This is a genomic window from Pseudomonas sp. BJa3 (genome assembly GCF_026343815.1).
In the GTDB taxonomy this organism is placed as follows: domain Bacteria; phylum Pseudomonadota; class Gammaproteobacteria; order Pseudomonadales; family Pseudomonadaceae; genus Aquipseudomonas; species Aquipseudomonas soli.
In genome coordinates this window covers 136140-151462 of sequence record NZ_JAOXMC010000001.1, presented here as the reverse complement: position 1 = coordinate 151462, position 15323 = coordinate 136140, and the positions used below count along the sequence as shown (strand labels likewise).

Below are 15323 nucleotides of genomic sequence, written 5' to 3'. Positions count from 1 at the left end.
AGGCGGCGAGCTTAGCATGATTGCCGTCCTGGCTTGCATACTGCCAGCAGGCCCAGTACAAAAGCCGACCAGAGATTGCACGGTGGTCACTTGCAGGCGCGGGCGTGCCCCACGACCCGGCCACCAGTTGCAACGCACCAATGAGCCTGACCGAGGAACAGCATCCGATGAAGAAGTGGCAATGTATTGTCTGTGGCTTGATCTACGACGAAGCCGATGGTTGGCCGGACGACGGCATCGCCCCCGGCACCCGCTGGGAAGACGTGCCGGAAGACTGGCTGTGCCCTGATTGTGGCGTAGGCAAGAGTGACTTCGAAATGATCGCCATTGGCTGATCGCAACCCTGGCTTGAACAAGGAACGCACGACATGACGTCCCCCGTGGTGATCATTGGTACCGGCCTTGCCGGTTACAACCTGGCGCGAGAGTTTCGCAAGCTGGACGGCGACACGCCGCTGCTGCTGATCACCGCCGACGACGGTCGCTCCTATTCCAAGCCGATGCTGTCCACCGGCTTTGCCAAGCAGAAGGACGCCGACGGCCTGTGCATGGCCGAACCGGGCGCCATGGCCGAGCAGCTCAAGGCCGAGATCCGCACCCATACCCGCATCAGCGGTATCGACCCCGGCCACAAGCGCCTGTGGATCGGCGAGGAAGCGGTGGAATACCGCGACCTGGTACTGGCCTGGGGTGCGCAGACTGTGCAGGTGCCCGTGGAAGGCGATGCGGGCGAGCTGGTCTTCCCGATCAACGACCTTGAGGACTACGCACGATTTCGTGTCGCCGCCGCAGGCAAGCAACGGGTGCTGATCCTCGGCGCCGGCCTGATCGGCTGCGAATTCGCCAACGACCTCACCTTGGGCGGCCTGCAGTGCGAGGTCGTGGCGCCGTGCGAACAGGTCATGCCGACCTTGCTGCACCCGGCGGCGGCCGCTGCCGTGCAGGCAGGCCTTGAAGGGTTGGGCGTGCGTTTCCATCTCGGCCCGGTGCTGACCCGCCTGCAACGTTTTGGGGAGGCTGTGGAGGCGCACTTGTCCGACGGCAGCGTCATCCCTTGCGACCTGGTGGTGTCTGCGATCGGCCTGCGGCCGCGCACCGACCTGGCGGCGGCAGCGGGCCTGCAGGTCAACCGCGGGGTGGTGGTGGATCGCCAGCTGCGCACCTCTCACGCCAACATCTTCGCCCTGGGCGACTGCGCCGAGGTCGATGGTATCAACCTGCTTTACGTCATGCCCTTGATGACCTGCGCCCGCGCCCTGGCCCAGACCTTGGCCGGCAACCCGACCGCAGTGGCCTATGGCCCGATGCCGGTCACCGTGAAGACGCCGGCCTGCCCGCTGGTGGTGTCCCCGGTGCCGGCAGGCTACGAGGGCACTTGGGTGGTGGAAGGCAGCGGTGGCGACCTGAAAGTGCTCTGCCATGGCTCCGATGGCCAACTGCTGGGCTACGCCCTGACCGGCGGCGCGGTCATGGAGAAACTGGCGTTGAATCGCCAGTTGCCACCCTTGATGGCGTAAATGGCGGGCGTTCTGTCGTAATTATCCTGTTCTTGCCACGACAATGGCCGCCCAGATACTGGCGCGGCCCCGGTCGGCGTGCCATCCTCACTGGCGTCTACCGCAGCCTAGAGCCTGCGGTGCCTTGAACGCTGCTTCCTTCGGCAGCACGGCATAACAACAAGAAATCCCGTCAAAGAGGCTTCACTATGCGTAAACCAGAACTCGCCGCCGTCATCGCCGAAAAGGCCGACCTGACCAAGGAAAAGGCCAATATTGTCCTGAACGCGATTCTCGACAGCATCACCGGCGCACTCGACAAGGACACCGTCACCCTGGTCGGCTTCGGCACCTTCGAAAAACGCCACCGCGGCGCTCGCACCGGCAAGAACCCGCAGACCGGCGAGCCGGTTAAGATCAAGGCCAGCAACACTGTCGCCTTCAAACCGGGCAAGGGCCTGCGTGACAGCGTCAACGCACCGGCCAAGCCTGCCAAGAAAAAGTGATCGACAAGCCATCGAGACGGGCGCCTTAAGGCGCCCGTTGTGTTTCTGGTAAGCAAATGCGGCGAACTTGCATAAACAGGGCGATAAACGGATAAACTGCGCGACTCAGTCATTTTTCACTCGAGGCGCGTTGATGAAGTTTCGTTTTCTTCTCTGGGCCATGGGCTTGCTGATGGCCAAGGCCAGCCGCAACAACCCGGCGTTCCAGCAGCAGCTGCAGGACAAGGACCTGGTCTTCCAGATGCAGACGCTCGACGGCAAGGTTGCCCGGCACTTCATCGTCAAGGACCTGCGCATCAGCAGCAAGGGCGGCCTGCACCCGCAGCCGGCGTTCGCCATTGCCTTCAAGGATGCCGCGTACGGCTTTGCCACGCTGCAGGCCGGTAACAAGCAGTTGGCGTTCATGCAGGGGATTCAGGAGAAGAACATCCAGATCAAGGGCAATCCGGCGCTGGTGATCTGGTTCCAGGGCTTGATGAAGTACCTGAAACCGAAGAAGAAAGTGTAGGAACGGCTTTAGCCGCGATGCAAGCACCGCGGTTTCTGGCACCCGCTTCGCGGGTGATCGCGGCTGAAGCCGCTCCTACGGGGCGGCCTTAATGCGAATGCGGCGGGTGGAACTGCGACGCCAGCTCGCGTAGCAATGCCTCGGCCTCCAGCACCTTGTTCACCACCTCTTCCGCCTTGTCCCGGGTCAGCCCCAGGCGCTCGAGCAGGGCATCCGGGATCTCGTCCTTCGGCCCCGAGCCAATCCCCCGGGCGCGCAGCAGGCGCGTCGCCAGGCACACCAGGTTGGGGAACGCCGCATAATCGCCGTCGTACGCCGGATCGTGCTGGAAGCGCAGGGCTGTGGACAGTTCATCGGGCATGTCCCATAGCTTCATCAGCCAGGCACCGATCTGTTCACGGCTGATCCCCAGCAAGTGCTGCTCCACATAGCTGTGGCACAGGTGTGGGTTGACCTCCAGATGACGGCAGATCAGCGAGAAATGCGGGGGGAAGACGTGGGCCAGCAGCAGGTAGCCGAAGTTGTGCAGCAGCCCGGCCAGGTAGGTCAGGCCTGCTTCCGGGCGTTCGGCGCGCGGCATGGCACGGGTCAGGCCCTCGATCACGGCAGCGGTATAGATCGACTGCTGCCAGTACGGCGTGGCCTGTTGCGGGTGGTCCTTGGGCAGGCTCAGGGTCTTGCCCAGGGCCAGGCCCAAGGCCAGGTTGATCACCAGGTCGAAGCCCAGTACCCGCACGATGGCGTCTTCCACCGAGCGGATCTTGCCGGGTGACGCGTAGTAGGGCGATGCCGCCCAGCTGACGACTTGCGCAGCCAAGGCCGGGTCGGTTTCGACCACGCCGGTGATGTCATCGATGCTGGCATTGGGGTCGACACGCAGCTTGATGATCTTCTGCGCGGTGTCGGCCAGCGGCGGAATCTCGATGGTCTGCTCCAGGCGCTGCTGGATGCGCCGGGCGGTGAAGGCCTGGACTGCGCGAATGACTTCCTTGGGAGGACCGTCCAACTGATCGAAACTGAGGCGAATATCGCTGATCGGCTGGCCGAAGGTGCTGGCACTGGCCTTGACCAGCATCTTCTTGAAAGCCGTCCGGCCGATTTCCAGGAGCAGCCCGGCTTCACCGGACTGGATCAGCAGGGTTTCGTTGTCGAGCAGGCTCTTTTCGTACTGGCACGGCGAGCTGGTCAGCGCGGGAATGGCGGGCAGGGTCTTGAGGTGATGCTTGTCGAGCATCTGCTTCAAGCGCTCCAGCGGCACGGCCTTGAGCTTGCGTCCGGTCAGTTCCTCGAGGCGCTTGAGGTCCAGCAACTGGCTTTGCGGGAACAGCACCATCAAGGCACCGATCTCGTCATCGAGCAGCACGGCCTGTACGCGCGAGTTGGCCGGCAGCCCCGGGTGCTCGGGCACCTCGCGGAAGCTGACGCCGAGCTTGTCGAGCAACAGCCGGATGACAGACGGTGCGTGTAGGGTTGCGGTATCCAGGGCAACTTCAGTCATGGCCTGTATCCAATCATTTCTGTAAACGCGAAGTATAACCAGCCTGGCCGCCAAGCTGGATCCATAATGGGACGGGCGTCACACCTGGCCATATTGTTGGCCGTGGCGCAACCAGCGGTCGAGTAGCGGGCTGACGTGGCCCGGCCAGTGCGCCAACAGGGCCTGGGCAGCGTCACGTACGGCCGGCAACAAGTCGGCGTCGCGCATCAGGTCGGCGACCTTGAACTGTAGGAGGCCGGTCTGGCGAGTCCCGAGCATCTCGCCGGGGCCGCGCAACTCCAGGTCCTTCTCAGCGATGACGAATCCGTCGTTGGTTTCCCGCATGATGCCCAGCCGCTCTCGACCGATCTGCGACAGCGGTGGATGATAGAGCAGCACGCAGTGGCTCACCGCGCTGCCCCTACCGACTCGGCCGCGCAACTGGTGCAGTTGGGCCAGGCCCAGGCGCTCGGGGTTCTCGATGATCATCAGGCTGGCATTGGGCACGTCGACGCCGACCTCGATCACTGTGGTAGCGACCAGCAGTTGCAGCTCGCCGGCCTTGAACTCAGCCATCACCGCCGCTTTTTCCGCAGGCTTCATGCGTCCGTGGATCAGCCCAACGCGCAGCTCGCCCAGGGCGCTGCCCAGCTCTTCGAAGGTGCTTTCGGCGGCCTGGCAGGTCAGCTCCTCGGATTCTTCGATCAGGGTGCACACCCAGTAGGCCTGGCGGCCTTCGGCACAGGCGGCGCGAACCCGCTCGACCACCTCGAAACGACGGCTGTCGGCGACCAGCACGGTATTCACCGGTGTACGACCGGGCGGCAATTCGTCGAGGACCGAGGTGTCCAGGTCGGCGTAGGCGCTCATGGCCAGGGTGCGTGGGATCGGGGTGGCGGTCATGATCAACTGGTGCGGGCATAGCTGGCCCATGACGCCTTTCTTGCGCAGGGCCAGGCGCTGCTGCACGCCGAAGCGGTGTTGTTCGTCGATGATCGCCAGGGCCAGGTGCTTGAATTGCACCTCGTCCTGGAACAGCGCATGGGTACCGACCACCATCGGCGCGCCATTGGCGATCTGTTCCAAGGCGCTGGCGCGGGCCTTGCCCTTCAGCTTGCCGGCCAGCCAGGCGACTTCGATACCCAACGGCTCCAGCCAGCGTTTGAAGGTGATGAAATGCTGCTCGGCGAGAATCTCGGTGGGGGCCATCAGCGCCACCTGGTATCCGGCCTCCAGGGCCTGCAGCGCCGCTAGCGCGGCGACCACGGTCTTGCCGGCCCCCACGTCACCCTGTACCAGGCGCATCATTGGTTCGGGTTGGCTGAGGTCGTAGGCGATTTCGTTGCCGACGCGCTGCTGGGCACCGGTCGGGTTGAAGCCGAGGTTGGCCAGGTACTGGGCCGGCAGGCGGGAGGCCTTGGGCAGCACCGGCGCACGCAGGCTGCGCTGGCTTTCCCGCAGGCGCTGCTGGGAGAGCTGATGGGTCAGCAGTTCCTCGAAGGCCAGGCGGTGCTGCGCCCAGTGATGGCCCTCGGCAAGCTCGTCCAGATCGGCATCGGCCGGCGGGTTGTGCAGGTAGCGAATGGCATCGCTCAATGGCGCCAGCTTGTAGTCGCGGGCCAGTTGCTCAGGCAGCCAGTCGGGCAGGCTGCGCGGGCCGAGCATGCCAAGGCTCTGCTGGCACAACAGGCGCAGGCGTTGCTGGGTGAGGCCTTCGGTGGTCGGGTAAATCGGCGTCAGCGTCTGTTCGACCGGCGGTGGTGCCTCATCACCGTTCAGCGCCCGGTATTCCGGGTGGTAGATTTCCAGCCCCGAGGCGCCGGGACGCGCTTCACCATAGCAACGCAGATGTGTGCCACGCTTGAGGCCCTCCTTTTGCGCATTGCTGAAATGGTAGAAGCGCAGGCTCAGCGTGCCGCTGCCGTCACCTAGGCGCACCACCAGGCTGCGGCGCTTGCCCATGGTCACGTCAGCTCCGCTGACCACGCCTTCGATCACCGCGTCCTGGCCCGGCCGCAGTTGGCCGATAGGTACCACGCGGGTGCGGTCCTGGTAGCGCAACGGCAGGTGGAACAGCAGATCCTGCAGGTTCTCCAGACCGACCTTGGCGAGTTTCTCTGCCATGGCTTCACCAACACCCTTGAGCGTGGTGACCGGGACGTTCGACAGCTCGGTCATGGGCTCAGGCCGGTTGGTCCACGGTTGGCTTGGCCACCGAGCAGAGGCGGATCGAGTCGGCGAGGATCTCGATGGCCTTCGGCCGCGGGAAGCTGGCGCGCCAGGCGATGGCCACGGTGCGGAACGGCGCGGGCGCGGTCAGCGGGCGAACTTCGATGACGCCCGGCGCGTAATGATGGCTGTGCACTGCCGATAGCGGCAGGATCGACACGCCCAGGCCAGAAGCGACCATGTGGCGGATGGTTTCCAGCGAGCTGGATTCGACCGTGGTGTGCTTGGAGGCTTCGCTGCCCTTGTTCAGGGTCGGGCAGGCTTCAAGCACCTGATCGCGGAAACAGTGACCCTCGCCCAACAGCAGCAGGCTCTTGTCGTTGAGCATGGCGGTGTCGATGGTGTCCTTGGCGGTCCAGGGGTGGTCGGCCGGCATCAGCGCGCAGAACGGTTCGTCGTACAGCGGCAGGGTCAGCACGTCGGCCTCGTTGAACGGCAGGGCGATGATCACCGCGTCCAGTTCGCCATTGCGCAGCTTCTCGCGCAGTACATGGGTGAAGTTCTCTTCGATGTACAGCGGCATCTGCGGCGCCACGCGGTGCAGTTGCGGGATCAGATGCGGGAAGAGATAGGGGCCGACGGTATAGATGGCCCCGACCTTGAGCGGTGCTGTCAGCTGGTTCTTGCCGGCTTGGGCCAGTTCGCGGATGCCCTGGGCCTGTTCCAGCACCTTCTGCGCCTGGGCGACGATGCTCTCCCCGACCGGCGTGAGGCGCACCGCGCTCTTGCTGCGCTCGAAGATCAGCACGCCGAGTTCGTCCTCGAGCTTCTTCACGCCCACCGAAAGGGTCGGTTGGCTGACGTGGCAACGCTCGGCCGCGTGGCCAAAGTGCTGCTCTTGCGCGAGGGTGACGATGTAGCGAAGTTCGGTGAGGGTCATAACGTGCGTCCATGAAGTTGCGGCCCCAGCATAGCGGCTGCAATCGATAGACGCACGTTATCAGACTTGCCGTTTTGTGACAGAAACAAAAACGTCAGCGTCGGTCCAGCGAGTAGACGAACGGCGCAACCACTTCGATCGTGCCATTGTTCAGCAGCTCCGCCGGAGGCTTGGGTACCGTGCCGGCACGGCGGATCATCTCCAGCGTGGCCCGGTCCAGCGCCGCGCTACCCGAACCACCGGCCAGCGTGTACGACACTACCTTGCCTTCGGCGTCGACCACGAAGCGCAGGCGGTTGATGCCCTGCAACCCACGGCGGCGAGCGTCCTCGGGGTACTTCTTGTACTTGGCCAGGTGGCGCAACAGATCACTCTGCCAGCTCGGCAGGGCATTGCTGTTGGACGCGATGCTTGGCTGCGGCGCCGCCGACTTCTGCGGTGGCGTGTTGCTGGGCGGTGTATCCGCCACATCGTCCTTGGCCGGCGGTTCGTCCTTTGGCGGCTCCAGTTTTTTCTCAGGCTTGGGCGGCTGTGGCTTGGCCTTGGGCTTGGGCGGCTTGGGGATGGCGATCTTCGGCTTCGGCGCCTCTGCCAGCTTGGGCAGCGGTGGTTCCTCGATCGGCGTCGGCGGTTTCGGGGCGGCCTTGGGCGGAGGCGGTGGCGCGGGCTCTGGCAGTGGGGCCAGCTCGACCATCATCGCTGCCGGCGGCAACTCGAGGGCCTGGGGCACCGACCAGTTGAGCGTCAGCAGCACGGCGACCGCGTGCACACCCAGCACGATCGCCAGGCTGCCACCGTAGCGCGCCAGGTTTGAGCGCGTTTTCGTCATTTCTTGGCTGCCGTCTCGAGTCCGACCAGGCCGACCTTGAGGTAACCGGCGGCACGCATGGTGTTCATCACTTCCATCAGGTCGCCGTAGTCGACGCCCTTGTCAGCCTGGAAGAAGATGGTGGTTTCCTTGTCGCCCTTGGTCTTGGCGTCGAGCATGGCGCCAAGCTGGTCGCGCTGGGCCACCTCGTCGTCGCCGAGGTAGAGCTTCTTGTCGGCCTTGACGCTGACGAACACCGGCTTCTCGGGCCTCGGCGCCGGCTTGGCGGTCGAGGCGGGCAGGTCGACCTTGATGTCGACCGTGGCCAAGGGCGCCGCGACCATGAAGATGATCAGCAGCACCAGCATCACGTCGATGAACGGCGTGACGTTGATTTCGTGGTTCTCGGCGAGGTCGTCGCCACCTTCGTTGAGATGCAGGCCCATGGTTTACCCCACTTTCACCATGTGCGGGGCGACGCGTTCGCCACCCTGGTGGTCCAGATCACGGCTGACCAGCAGCAGTACCTGGGCGGAGGCATCGGACACCTGTGCCTTGTAGCCGGCGATAGAGCGGGCGAAGACGTTGTAGATGACCACGGCCGGAATTGCGGCAACCAGGCCCAGGGCGGTGGCCAGCAAGGCCTCGGCGATGCCAGGGGCGACCACGGCGAGGTTGGTGGTCTGGGTCTTGGCGATGCCGATGAAGCTGTTCATGATGCCCCACACGGTACCGAACAGACCGACGAACGGGGCGGTGGAGCCGATGGTGGCCAGCACGCCGGTGCCGCTGCTCATGGTGCGACCGCTGGCGGCCACCAGGCGCTCCAGGCGGAAGCTGACGCGTTCCTTGATGCCTTCCTTCTCGCGAGCGTTGGCCGACAGGCGCATCTCTTCGAGGGCGTCATGCACCAGGGTGTGGGCCAGGGTGCCTTCCTTGTTAGACACCTCGCTGGCCTCTTTCAGGCTCACCGAGCGTTTCAGGGCAGCGATCTCGCCACGCAGGCGGCGCTTGGCGCCCATCAGCTCGAAGCCTTTGGCGATCCAGATGGTCCAGGTGATGATCGAGGCGATGGCCAGGCCGATCATCACGGCCTTCACCACCACGTCGGCGTTCTTGTACATGCCCCATGGGGACAGGTCGTGGGCCATGCCCAGCGAGGTGTCTTCGACCATCGCCTGCACGTTCTCGTCTGCCGGTGCCTGGCCATCCACTGGGGCGTTGGTGTCGGCAGGCGCGTCGGTTGGCGCAGCTACCGGTGCCTGGCCTTCGGCGGCAGGCGCGGCCGTGGCGCTGGCGGCTGCCGGTGCGGCGGCAGTGGCGGCGGGCTCATCGGCCATGGCCACGGGGGCCAGTACCAGGCTGAACATCAGCGCGGCAATGGCGCGCCAGGCGCGCGACGGGGTTGGCGAAGCGGAAGATTGAGTACGTGTCATGCTGGCCGGACCTGATGAAGAGAAATGGGTTGAGTTCTTCAAGGCCTCGAAGCAGGCCGAGAACAGACAGGGCCGCCATTATTGCAAGTAATTCTTGTTAACAAAAGAATGGAGAGCGCTTTTTTTAACCTTTGTCTAGCCGCCGATCGCTAAATCCGGTTAGCGTGAACCTTTGGATTTGGAGTTTCATGATGTCGGACCTGAGAGCGTTGATCGTCGGCTGCGGCGATGTGGGAGGCCGTCTGGCCCGACAGTTGCTCGCCCATGGGTGGCAGGTCGATGGCCTGCGCCGGTCGGTGCGGGACCTGCCCGAAGGGGTGCGGCCCGTTGCCGCTGACCTGTCGAACCCGCGCCTGCCGGAAGCGTGGCCTGCACGCGCGCCGGACTACCTGGTGTACTGCGTGGCGGCCAGCCAGCATGACGAAGCGGGCTACCAGGCCGCCTATGTCGATGGTTTGCGCCATGTGCTCGATTGGTTGAAAACCAAGGGTCAGCGGCCGCGTCGCCTGCTGTTCGTCTCCAGCAGCAGTGTCTATGCACAACAGGATGGTGAGTGGATCGACGAGAGCGCAGCCACCGCACCCGAGGGGTATTCGGGCAAGGTGATGCTCGAAGCGGAGCGCCTGGCGTTGGGCAGTGGCATTCCCGCGAGCATCGTGCGCCTGACCGGGATCTATGGGCCTGGACGTGAGTGGCTGCTGAGCCAGGTACGTCGAGGCTACCGAGTGGCCGAGGAGCCGCCGTTGTACGGCAACCGCATTCACGCCGAGGATGCCGCTGGTTTGCTGGCGCACCTGCTGCAGGCCGATGCCCGGGGTGTGGCGTTGGACGATTGCTACATCGGTGTCGATGACGATCCGGCGCCGCTGGCCGAGGTGGTGGGCTGGCTGCGCGAGTACCTGGGGGTCACCGAGTGGTCGGACGAGCAGCGGGTGCGGCGTACCGGCAGCAAGCGCTGCAGCAATGCGCGGGCTCGGGCACTGGGCTGGGCGCCGCAGTATCCGAGCTATAAAGAAGGCTATGCGGCCATTCTGCAAGGGCGTGGTTGAGAGATCTGGCTCTATCGCGGGGCCAGTCGGGCCGCCGCGATGATGGCTAATCCTTTTCCAGCACCCACTGCCGGGCGCCGGCAGTCAGTTGCGGCATTTCGTCCGGCTGGGCGCGGTTCACCGCCTGGAAGATCTCCAGGGTGTCGCCGTCGCGCTTGAAGATCCACGGCGCGCCACGCTGGTTGCGCTCCAGCCACAGGCTGTCGTTGCCATCGCCCATGGTCGCGCAGTCACCCGCCAGGCACAGGGCAAAGCGGTCCGGGCCGGGCAGGCCGGTGACATTGCCGGTATCGCTGAAGCGTACTAACCCGCCCTTGCCCTGGCCCTCGACGATCTTCCAGTCACCGCCCAGGTATTGCTGGTACAGCGCCTTCTCGAAACTGCCGCCCAGCGCAGCGCCTTCTGGCGCCTTGCTGCGCACGAACGTCTGCTGATGGCCGGAGGGGTCGATAGTCACCAGTTCGTCGCCATTGAGCTTGAGTTGTTCGGTCAGGTCGCCTTCGAAGTTGACCTGCCAGTCCTTCTCGTTGGCGCTCAGGCGCCCGTCGGCGGCCTCGAAGCCATTGCTGAAGCTGGCCTGCTGGTTCTTGACGTCGATCTTCCACTCGAACACCGGACCCTTCGCGTCCAGGGCCTGGCGCAGGCTGGTGCCTTTGCTGGCGGCGTCGATGGCGGCCTGGTTGATCCAGGTGCCGTTGAAATCTTCAGGCTTGTGGCTGGCGCAGCCGCCCAGGAGCAGGGCTGCCAGCGTGAGAGGCAATGCGTGGCGCATGGTGAAAACCTTGAGGCAGGAGGGGGGTGACGGGCCTTGACCCGTCACCGGGGTATTACTCGAGAACCAGGATGGCGTCCATCTCGACCTGGGCGCCCTTGGGCAGGGCAGCCACGCCGATGGCGGCGCGGGCCGGGTAGGGCTGCTCGAAGTAGCGGCCCATGATCTCGTTGACCTTGGCGAAGTGGCTCAGGTCGGTGAGGAAGATGTTCAGCTTGACGATGTCCTTGAACGAACCGCCAGCGGCTTCGGCCACCGACTTCAGGTTCTCGAACACCTGGACGGTCTGGGCTTCGAAGCCCTCGACCAGTTCCATGGTTTTCGGGTCGAGCGGGATCTGCCCCGACATGTACACGGTGTTGCCGGCCTTGATCGCTTGCGAGTAAGTGCCGATGGCGGCTGGTGCCTTGTCGCTGGTGATGACGGTCTTGCTCATGATGACTCCTTGCGGTTGGCGGACTACGCACGCATCCGGGTGATGCGGACCACGCCGGTCAAGGTGCGCAGCTTCTTGATCACACGGGCCAGGTGCACGCGGTCGTGCACGCTGACCACCAGTTGGACCACGCTGATACGGCCGTCGCGTTCGTCCATGCTGATCTTCTCGATGTTGCCGTCGGCGGCGTTGACGCTGCTGGCCAGCAGGGCGATCAGGCCGCGCTGGTGCTCCAGCTCGACGCGCAGCTCGACGTTGAACTCGCCGGTGATGTCCTTGGCCCAGGAGAGCTGCAGGCACTTCTCCGGGTTATGTCGGACTTCACTGATGTTGCGGCAGTCTTCCAGGTGCACGACCATGCCCTTGCCGGCCGACAGGTGGCCGACGATCGGGTCGCCCGGGATCGGCGTGCAGCACTTGGCGTAGCTGAGCACCAGGCCCTCGGTGCCGCGGATCGCCAGCGGGCCTTCCGGGGCCGGCAGCTGTTCGCCTTCGGCGGACAGCAGGCGGCGGGCGACCACGTAGGCCATGCGGTTGCCCAGGCCGATGTCTTCGAGCAGGTCTTCGACCAGCTCCAGGCGGTACTCGGTGAGGATCGCCTGGACGCGCTCCTGCGGGATCTTCTCAAGGCTGCTGTCGAAGCCGGTCAGCACTTTGTTCAGCAAGCGCTCGCCAAGGCTGATGGACTCGGAGCGGCGCTGCTGCTTGAGGGCGTGGCGGATATGCGTGCGCGCCTTGCCGGTGACCACGAAGTTGAGCCAAGCCGGGTTCGGCCGGGCCCCCGGTGCGCTGACGATCTCGACGGTGGAGCCGCTCTGCAGTGGCTCGGACAGCGGTGCCAGGCGGCGGTTGATGCGGCAGGCGATGCAGCTGTTGCCGACGTCGGTGTGTACCGCGTAGGCGAAGTCGACGGCGGTGGAGCCCTTGGGCAGCTCCATGATCCGGCCTTTCGGGGTGAAGACGTAGACCTCGTCCGGGAACAGGTCGATCTTCACGCTCTCGATGAATTCCAGCGAGTTGCCGGCGCGCTGCTGCAGCTCGAGGATGCCCTTGACCCATTGGCGGGCGCGGGCATGACTGCCTTTTGGCTGCTCTTCCTCGTTGGACTTGTACAGCCAGTGCGCGGCGATGCCGTTGTTGGCCATCTCTTCCATTTCGCGGGTGCGGATCTGGATTTCGATGGGCACGCCGTGCATGCCGAACAGCGTGGTGTGCAACGACTGGTAGCCGTTGGCCTTGGGGATCGCGATGTAATCCTTGAAGCGGCCCGGCAGAGGCTTGTACAGGTTGTGCACGGCACCGAGCACGCGGTAGCAGGTGTCGACCTTGTCGACGATGATGCGGAAGGCGTACACGTCCATGATCTCGGTGAAGGCGCGGCGCTTGCCGCGCATCTTCTTGTAGATGCCATAGAGGTGTTTCTGTCGGCCACTGACCTCGCCTTCGATGCCGTCGGCGGCCAGGCAGTTGGCCAGCGAGGTCTCGATCTTGGCGACGATCTCCTTGCGGTTGCCGCGCGCGGCCTTCACTGCCCGGTGGATCAGCGACGAACGCATCGGGTGCATGGCCTTGAAGCCGAGGTCCTCGAACTCCACGCGCACGGTGTGCATGCCCAGACGATTGGCGATGGGGGCGTAGATCTCGAGGGTTTCCTTGGCGATGCGCCGGCGTTTTTCGCCGGAGAGCACTTCCAGGGTGCGCATGTTGTGCAGGCGGTCGGCCAGCTTGACCAGGATCACGCGGATATCGCGGGCCATGGCCATGGCCATCTTCTGGAAGTTCTCGGCCTGCGCCTCGGCCTTGGTCTCGAAGTTCATCTGGGTCAGCTTGCTGACCCCGTCGACCAGCTCGGCGACGGTCTCGCCGAATTGCTGGCTCAAGGCTTCCTTGGCGATGCCGGTGTCTTCGATCACATCGTGCAGCATGGCCGCCATCAGGCTCTGATGGTCCATGTGCATGTCGGCAAGGATGCTGGCCACTGCCAGCGGATGGGTCACGTAGGGCTCGCCGCTGCGGCGGCGCTGGCCATCGTGGGCCTGCTCGGCGTAGAAGTAGGCCCGGCGAACCAGATTGACCTGTTCGGGGCCCAGATAGGTCGACAGCCGTTCGGCGAGGGCTTCTATACCCGGCATGGTTTCACCTCTTGCAGTAGAAGAGGGCCTTGCGCCGCACGGTGTCGACTGGGCATCAATTAGACGGCCTCGTTGTTCTCGTCCTCGAACGCGGCGAATACCGGATCCTCGGTGACGATCTCTTCGGCGGCGATGAACTCTGGCGTGACGATGCCTTCGGCGATTTCACGCAGGGCGACGACGGTCGGCTTGTCGTTTTCCCACGCAACGCGGGGCTCTTTGCCGCCGGTAGCCAGCTGGCGGGCGCGCTTGGTCGAGAGCATGACCAGCTCAAAGCGGTTATCCACGTGTTCCAGGCAGTCTTCAACAGTTACGCGGGCCATGGTCTTCCTCAGTAGCAAATGCGGTTAGGCGTGCAGCCCAGAATGGGCAGGCGGACTAGATAGTTTAAAAAATCACCAGCCAATAGGGAAGGGCTGTTTTGTCGGGTGTACCTGTGTCGCCTGTATCGCGGGGCAAGCCCGCTCCCATGCATGTGTTCCCGAGTCGGGCAACGTGGGAGCGGGCTTGCCCAGCGATAGGGCCGATCCAGACAACTGGAGCCAACCGCCGATGCCCGACAATAGCGTGCTGTCCCTTGCCGGCACAACCGCCCTTGACGCGTTAACGCAACATCGCGTCGCGCAGGCGCGGGGTCAGCTCCTCGAACAGCGTCTGCACCGAGCGCAGGGCACGGCAATCGGGCCGCGTCAGCAGCCATAACTGGGTGTCGCAGCCGGGCAGCGGGCCGCTCAGTGCCTCGACGCCGGGCAGGTCGTGGACCATGTAGTCGGGCAGTGCCGCCACGCCCAGGCCGGTGGTCACCAGTTGGGCTATGGTCGACATGCCGCTGCACTGGTAGCGCGGGATCAGGCCGGGATGATGCTGGTTGCGCCAGACCACGGTGGCGTGATCCTGCATGGAATCGTCGGGGGCGATCCACGGCACGCTCAGGGGCGCCTCCTGCAGCCGCTCGCGCAGCGCCGGCTGGCCGCAGACCACATAGGAGGTCGAGCCCAGGCAGCGCCCGACAAGGTGCTCCGGCGGCGTGTTGGTGAGGCGCAGGGCGATGTCGGCATCGCGGCGGCTGAGGTTGGCGAAAGTGTTGGAGGTGCCCATCTCCAGCGACAACGCCGGATAGTTGGGCATGAACTCGGCCAGCGCCGGCAGCAGCAGGCTGTGCAGCACGGCCTCGGTGCAGGTCAGGCGCACGGTGCCGCTGACCACCTGTTCACCGCTGGTCAGGGCGATGCGCGCCGCGTCCAGCGCCTGCTCGGCGCGCTCGGCCTGCTCGGCCAGGGCCTGGGCGGTGTCGGTAGGCAGGTAGCCTTTACGGCTCTTGACGAACAAGGCGGTGCCCAGCGCCGACTCCAGCCGGCGGATCGAGCGGAACACCGTCGAAACGTCGACCTTGAGCAGTTCGGCTGCCTTGGCCAGCGAGCGGCCGCGCTCCAGTGCCAGGACCAGGGAAAGGTCCGCATGATTGATCTGATATTGCATCGGTGCACGCTCTGCTTGCCAAAATGCCAATGTCTGTTGCGTTTTGGCCATTTTATAGTGGAACGGCCCCCGGGAATCAATGCAGCCGGTCGGCAACCAGCCCCCAACGATGGGC

16 protein-coding genes are annotated in these 15323 nt (G+C 64.7%); 5 read left to right on the top strand and 11 right to left on the bottom strand.

The features are described from left to right. The first annotated feature begins 167 nt into the window (after window positions 1-167). The 4 genes from OH705_RS00715 (at window position 168) to OH705_RS00700 (ending at window position 2510) form a co-directional block, all read left to right on the top strand. Window positions 168-335 carry a rubredoxin gene (locus OH705_RS00715; protein ID WP_023532601.1) on the top strand — a complete coding sequence of 56 codons (168 nt, stop codon included), beginning with the start codon at window positions 168-170 and terminating at the stop codon, window positions 333-335. A 33-nt stretch (window positions 336-368) separates the two neighbouring features. Then, a complete protein-coding gene (locus OH705_RS00710; protein WP_038707066.1) occupies window positions 369-1517 on the top strand; it encodes an NAD(P)/FAD-dependent oxidoreductase in 1149 nt (382 codons plus the stop codon). Between the two features lie 188 nt (window positions 1518-1705). Next, on the top strand, window positions 1706-2002 hold the full coding sequence (locus OH705_RS00705; protein WP_023631266.1) for an HU family DNA-binding protein: 297 nt from the start codon (window positions 1706-1708) through the stop codon (window positions 2000-2002). Between the two features lie 133 nt (window positions 2003-2135). Next, window positions 2136-2510, top strand: coding sequence for a hypothetical protein (locus tag OH705_RS00700; RefSeq protein WP_023631265.1), 375 nt, complete (start codon window positions 2136-2138; stop codon window positions 2508-2510). Window positions 2511-2598: 88 nt separating this feature from the next. Here OH705_RS00700 and OH705_RS00695 read toward each other — a convergent pair whose 3' ends face one another. From OH705_RS00695 to exbB, 6 genes are all read right to left on the bottom strand, one after another. Beyond that, window positions 2599-4008, bottom strand: a complete 1410-nt coding sequence (locus tag OH705_RS00695; RefSeq protein ID WP_094010896.1) for an aminoacyl-tRNA deacylase and HDOD domain-containing protein — start codon at window positions 4006-4008, stop codon at window positions 2599-2601. 78 nt (window positions 4009-4086) lie between these two features. Further along, the gene (recG, locus tag OH705_RS00690; protein WP_267300579.1) at window positions 4087-6165 is read right to left on the bottom strand and encodes an ATP-dependent DNA helicase RecG; all 2079 of its coding nucleotides are present in this window, start codon (window positions 6163-6165) and stop codon (window positions 4087-4089) included. Window positions 6166-6169: 4 nt separating this feature from the next. Beyond that, window positions 6170-7096: a hydrogen peroxide-inducible genes activator gene (locus OH705_RS00685; protein WP_038707064.1), complete on the bottom strand. Its 927-nt coding sequence runs from the start codon at window positions 7094-7096 to the stop codon at window positions 6170-6172. A gap of 94 nt (window positions 7097-7190) precedes the next feature. Then, window positions 7191-7925 carry an energy transducer TonB gene (locus OH705_RS00680; protein ID WP_023632734.1) on the bottom strand — a complete coding sequence of 245 codons (735 nt, stop codon included), beginning with the start codon at window positions 7923-7925 and terminating at the stop codon, window positions 7191-7193. Continuing rightward, a complete protein-coding gene (gene exbD / locus OH705_RS00675; protein ID WP_023632733.1) occupies window positions 7922-8350 on the bottom strand; it encodes a TonB system transport protein ExbD in 429 nt (142 codons plus the stop codon). The genes OH705_RS00680 and exbD overlap by 4 nt, the downstream gene beginning before the upstream one ends. Before the next feature lie 3 nt (window positions 8351-8353). Then, window positions 8354-9340: a tonB-system energizer ExbB gene (exbB, locus tag OH705_RS00670; RefSeq protein WP_023632732.1), complete on the bottom strand. Its 987-nt coding sequence runs from the start codon at window positions 9338-9340 to the stop codon at window positions 8354-8356. A 191-nt stretch (window positions 9341-9531) separates the two neighbouring features. On the opposite strand from exbB, the gene OH705_RS00665 reads away from it, so the two are divergent. Further along, window positions 9532-10389 (top strand): SDR family oxidoreductase, encoded by an 858-nt coding sequence (locus tag OH705_RS00665; RefSeq protein ID WP_038707063.1) that lies wholly within the window; start codon window positions 9532-9534, stop codon window positions 10387-10389. Between the two features lie 46 nt (window positions 10390-10435). Here the strand turns inward: OH705_RS00665 and OH705_RS00660 are convergent, their stop codons facing one another. The 5 genes from OH705_RS00660 to OH705_RS00640 form a co-directional block, all read right to left on the bottom strand. Next, complete coding sequence (locus tag OH705_RS00660) at window positions 10436-11161, bottom strand: hypothetical protein (RefSeq protein ID WP_104444692.1); 726 nt, start codon at window positions 11159-11161, stop codon at window positions 10436-10438. Between the two features lie 55 nt (window positions 11162-11216). After that, complete coding sequence (locus OH705_RS00655; protein WP_028689951.1) at window positions 11217-11597, bottom strand: RidA family protein; 381 nt, start codon at window positions 11595-11597, stop codon at window positions 11217-11219. 23 nt (window positions 11598-11620) lie between these two features. Then, a complete protein-coding gene (gene spoT / locus OH705_RS00650; protein ID WP_038707062.1) occupies window positions 11621-13729 on the bottom strand; it encodes a bifunctional GTP diphosphokinase/guanosine-3',5'-bis pyrophosphate 3'-pyrophosphohydrolase in 2109 nt (702 codons plus the stop codon). 59 nt (window positions 13730-13788) lie between these two features. Beyond that, a complete protein-coding gene (gene rpoZ, locus OH705_RS00645) occupies window positions 13789-14052 on the bottom strand; it encodes a DNA-directed RNA polymerase subunit omega (RefSeq protein WP_008091595.1) in 264 nt (87 codons plus the stop codon). 280 nt (window positions 14053-14332) lie between these two features. Beyond that, on the bottom strand, window positions 14333-15208 hold the full coding sequence (locus OH705_RS00640) for a LysR family transcriptional regulator (protein WP_038707061.1): 876 nt from the start codon (window positions 15206-15208) through the stop codon (window positions 14333-14335). Window positions 15209-15323: the final 115 nt, after the last annotated feature.

Bases quoted from the DNA above. Each gene is read 5' to 3' on its own strand.
- OH705_RS00715 (WP_023532601.1), top strand. From the start codon at position 168: ATGAAGAAGTGGCAATGTATTGTCTGTGGCTTGATCTACGACGAAGCC.
- OH705_RS00710 (WP_038707066.1), top strand. From the start codon at position 369: ATGACGTCCCCCGTGGTGATCATTGGTACCGGCCTTGCCGGTTACAAC.
- OH705_RS00705 (WP_023631266.1), top strand. From the start codon at position 1,706: ATGCGTAAACCAGAACTCGCCGCCGTCATCGCCGAAAAGGCCGACCTG.
- OH705_RS00700 (WP_023631265.1), top strand. From the start codon at position 2,136: ATGAAGTTTCGTTTTCTTCTCTGGGCCATGGGCTTGCTGATGGCCAAG.
- OH705_RS00695 (WP_094010896.1), bottom strand. From the start codon at position 4,008: ATGACTGAAGTTGCCCTGGATACCGCAACCCTACACGCACCGTCTGTC.
- recG (WP_267300579.1), bottom strand. From the start codon at position 6,165: ATGACCGAGCTGTCGAACGTCCCGGTCACCACGCTCAAGGGTGTTGGT.
- OH705_RS00685 (WP_038707064.1), bottom strand. From the start codon at position 7,096: ATGACCCTCACCGAACTTCGCTACATCGTCACCCTCGCGCAAGAGCAG.
- OH705_RS00680 (WP_023632734.1), bottom strand. From the start codon at position 7,925: ATGACGAAAACGCGCTCAAACCTGGCGCGCTACGGTGGCAGCCTGGCG.
- exbD (WP_023632733.1), bottom strand. From the start codon at position 8,350: ATGGGCCTGCATCTCAACGAAGGTGGCGACGACCTCGCCGAGAACCAC.
- exbB (WP_023632732.1), bottom strand. From the start codon at position 9,340: ATGACACGTACTCAATCTTCCGCTTCGCCAACCCCGTCGCGCGCCTGG.
- OH705_RS00665 (WP_038707063.1), top strand. From the start codon at position 9,532: ATGTCGGACCTGAGAGCGTTGATCGTCGGCTGCGGCGATGTGGGAGGC.
- OH705_RS00660 (WP_104444692.1), bottom strand. From the start codon at position 11,161: ATGCGCCACGCATTGCCTCTCACGCTGGCAGCCCTGCTCCTGGGCGGC.
- OH705_RS00655 (WP_028689951.1), bottom strand. From the start codon at position 11,597: ATGAGCAAGACCGTCATCACCAGCGACAAGGCACCAGCCGCCATCGGC.
- spoT (WP_038707062.1), bottom strand. From the start codon at position 13,729: ATGCCGGGTATAGAAGCCCTCGCCGAACGGCTGTCGACCTATCTGGGC.
- rpoZ (WP_008091595.1), bottom strand. From the start codon at position 14,052: ATGGCCCGCGTAACTGTTGAAGACTGCCTGGAACACGTGGATAACCGC.
- OH705_RS00640 (WP_038707061.1), bottom strand. From the start codon at position 15,208: ATGCAATATCAGATCAATCATGCGGACCTTTCCCTGGTCCTGGCACTG.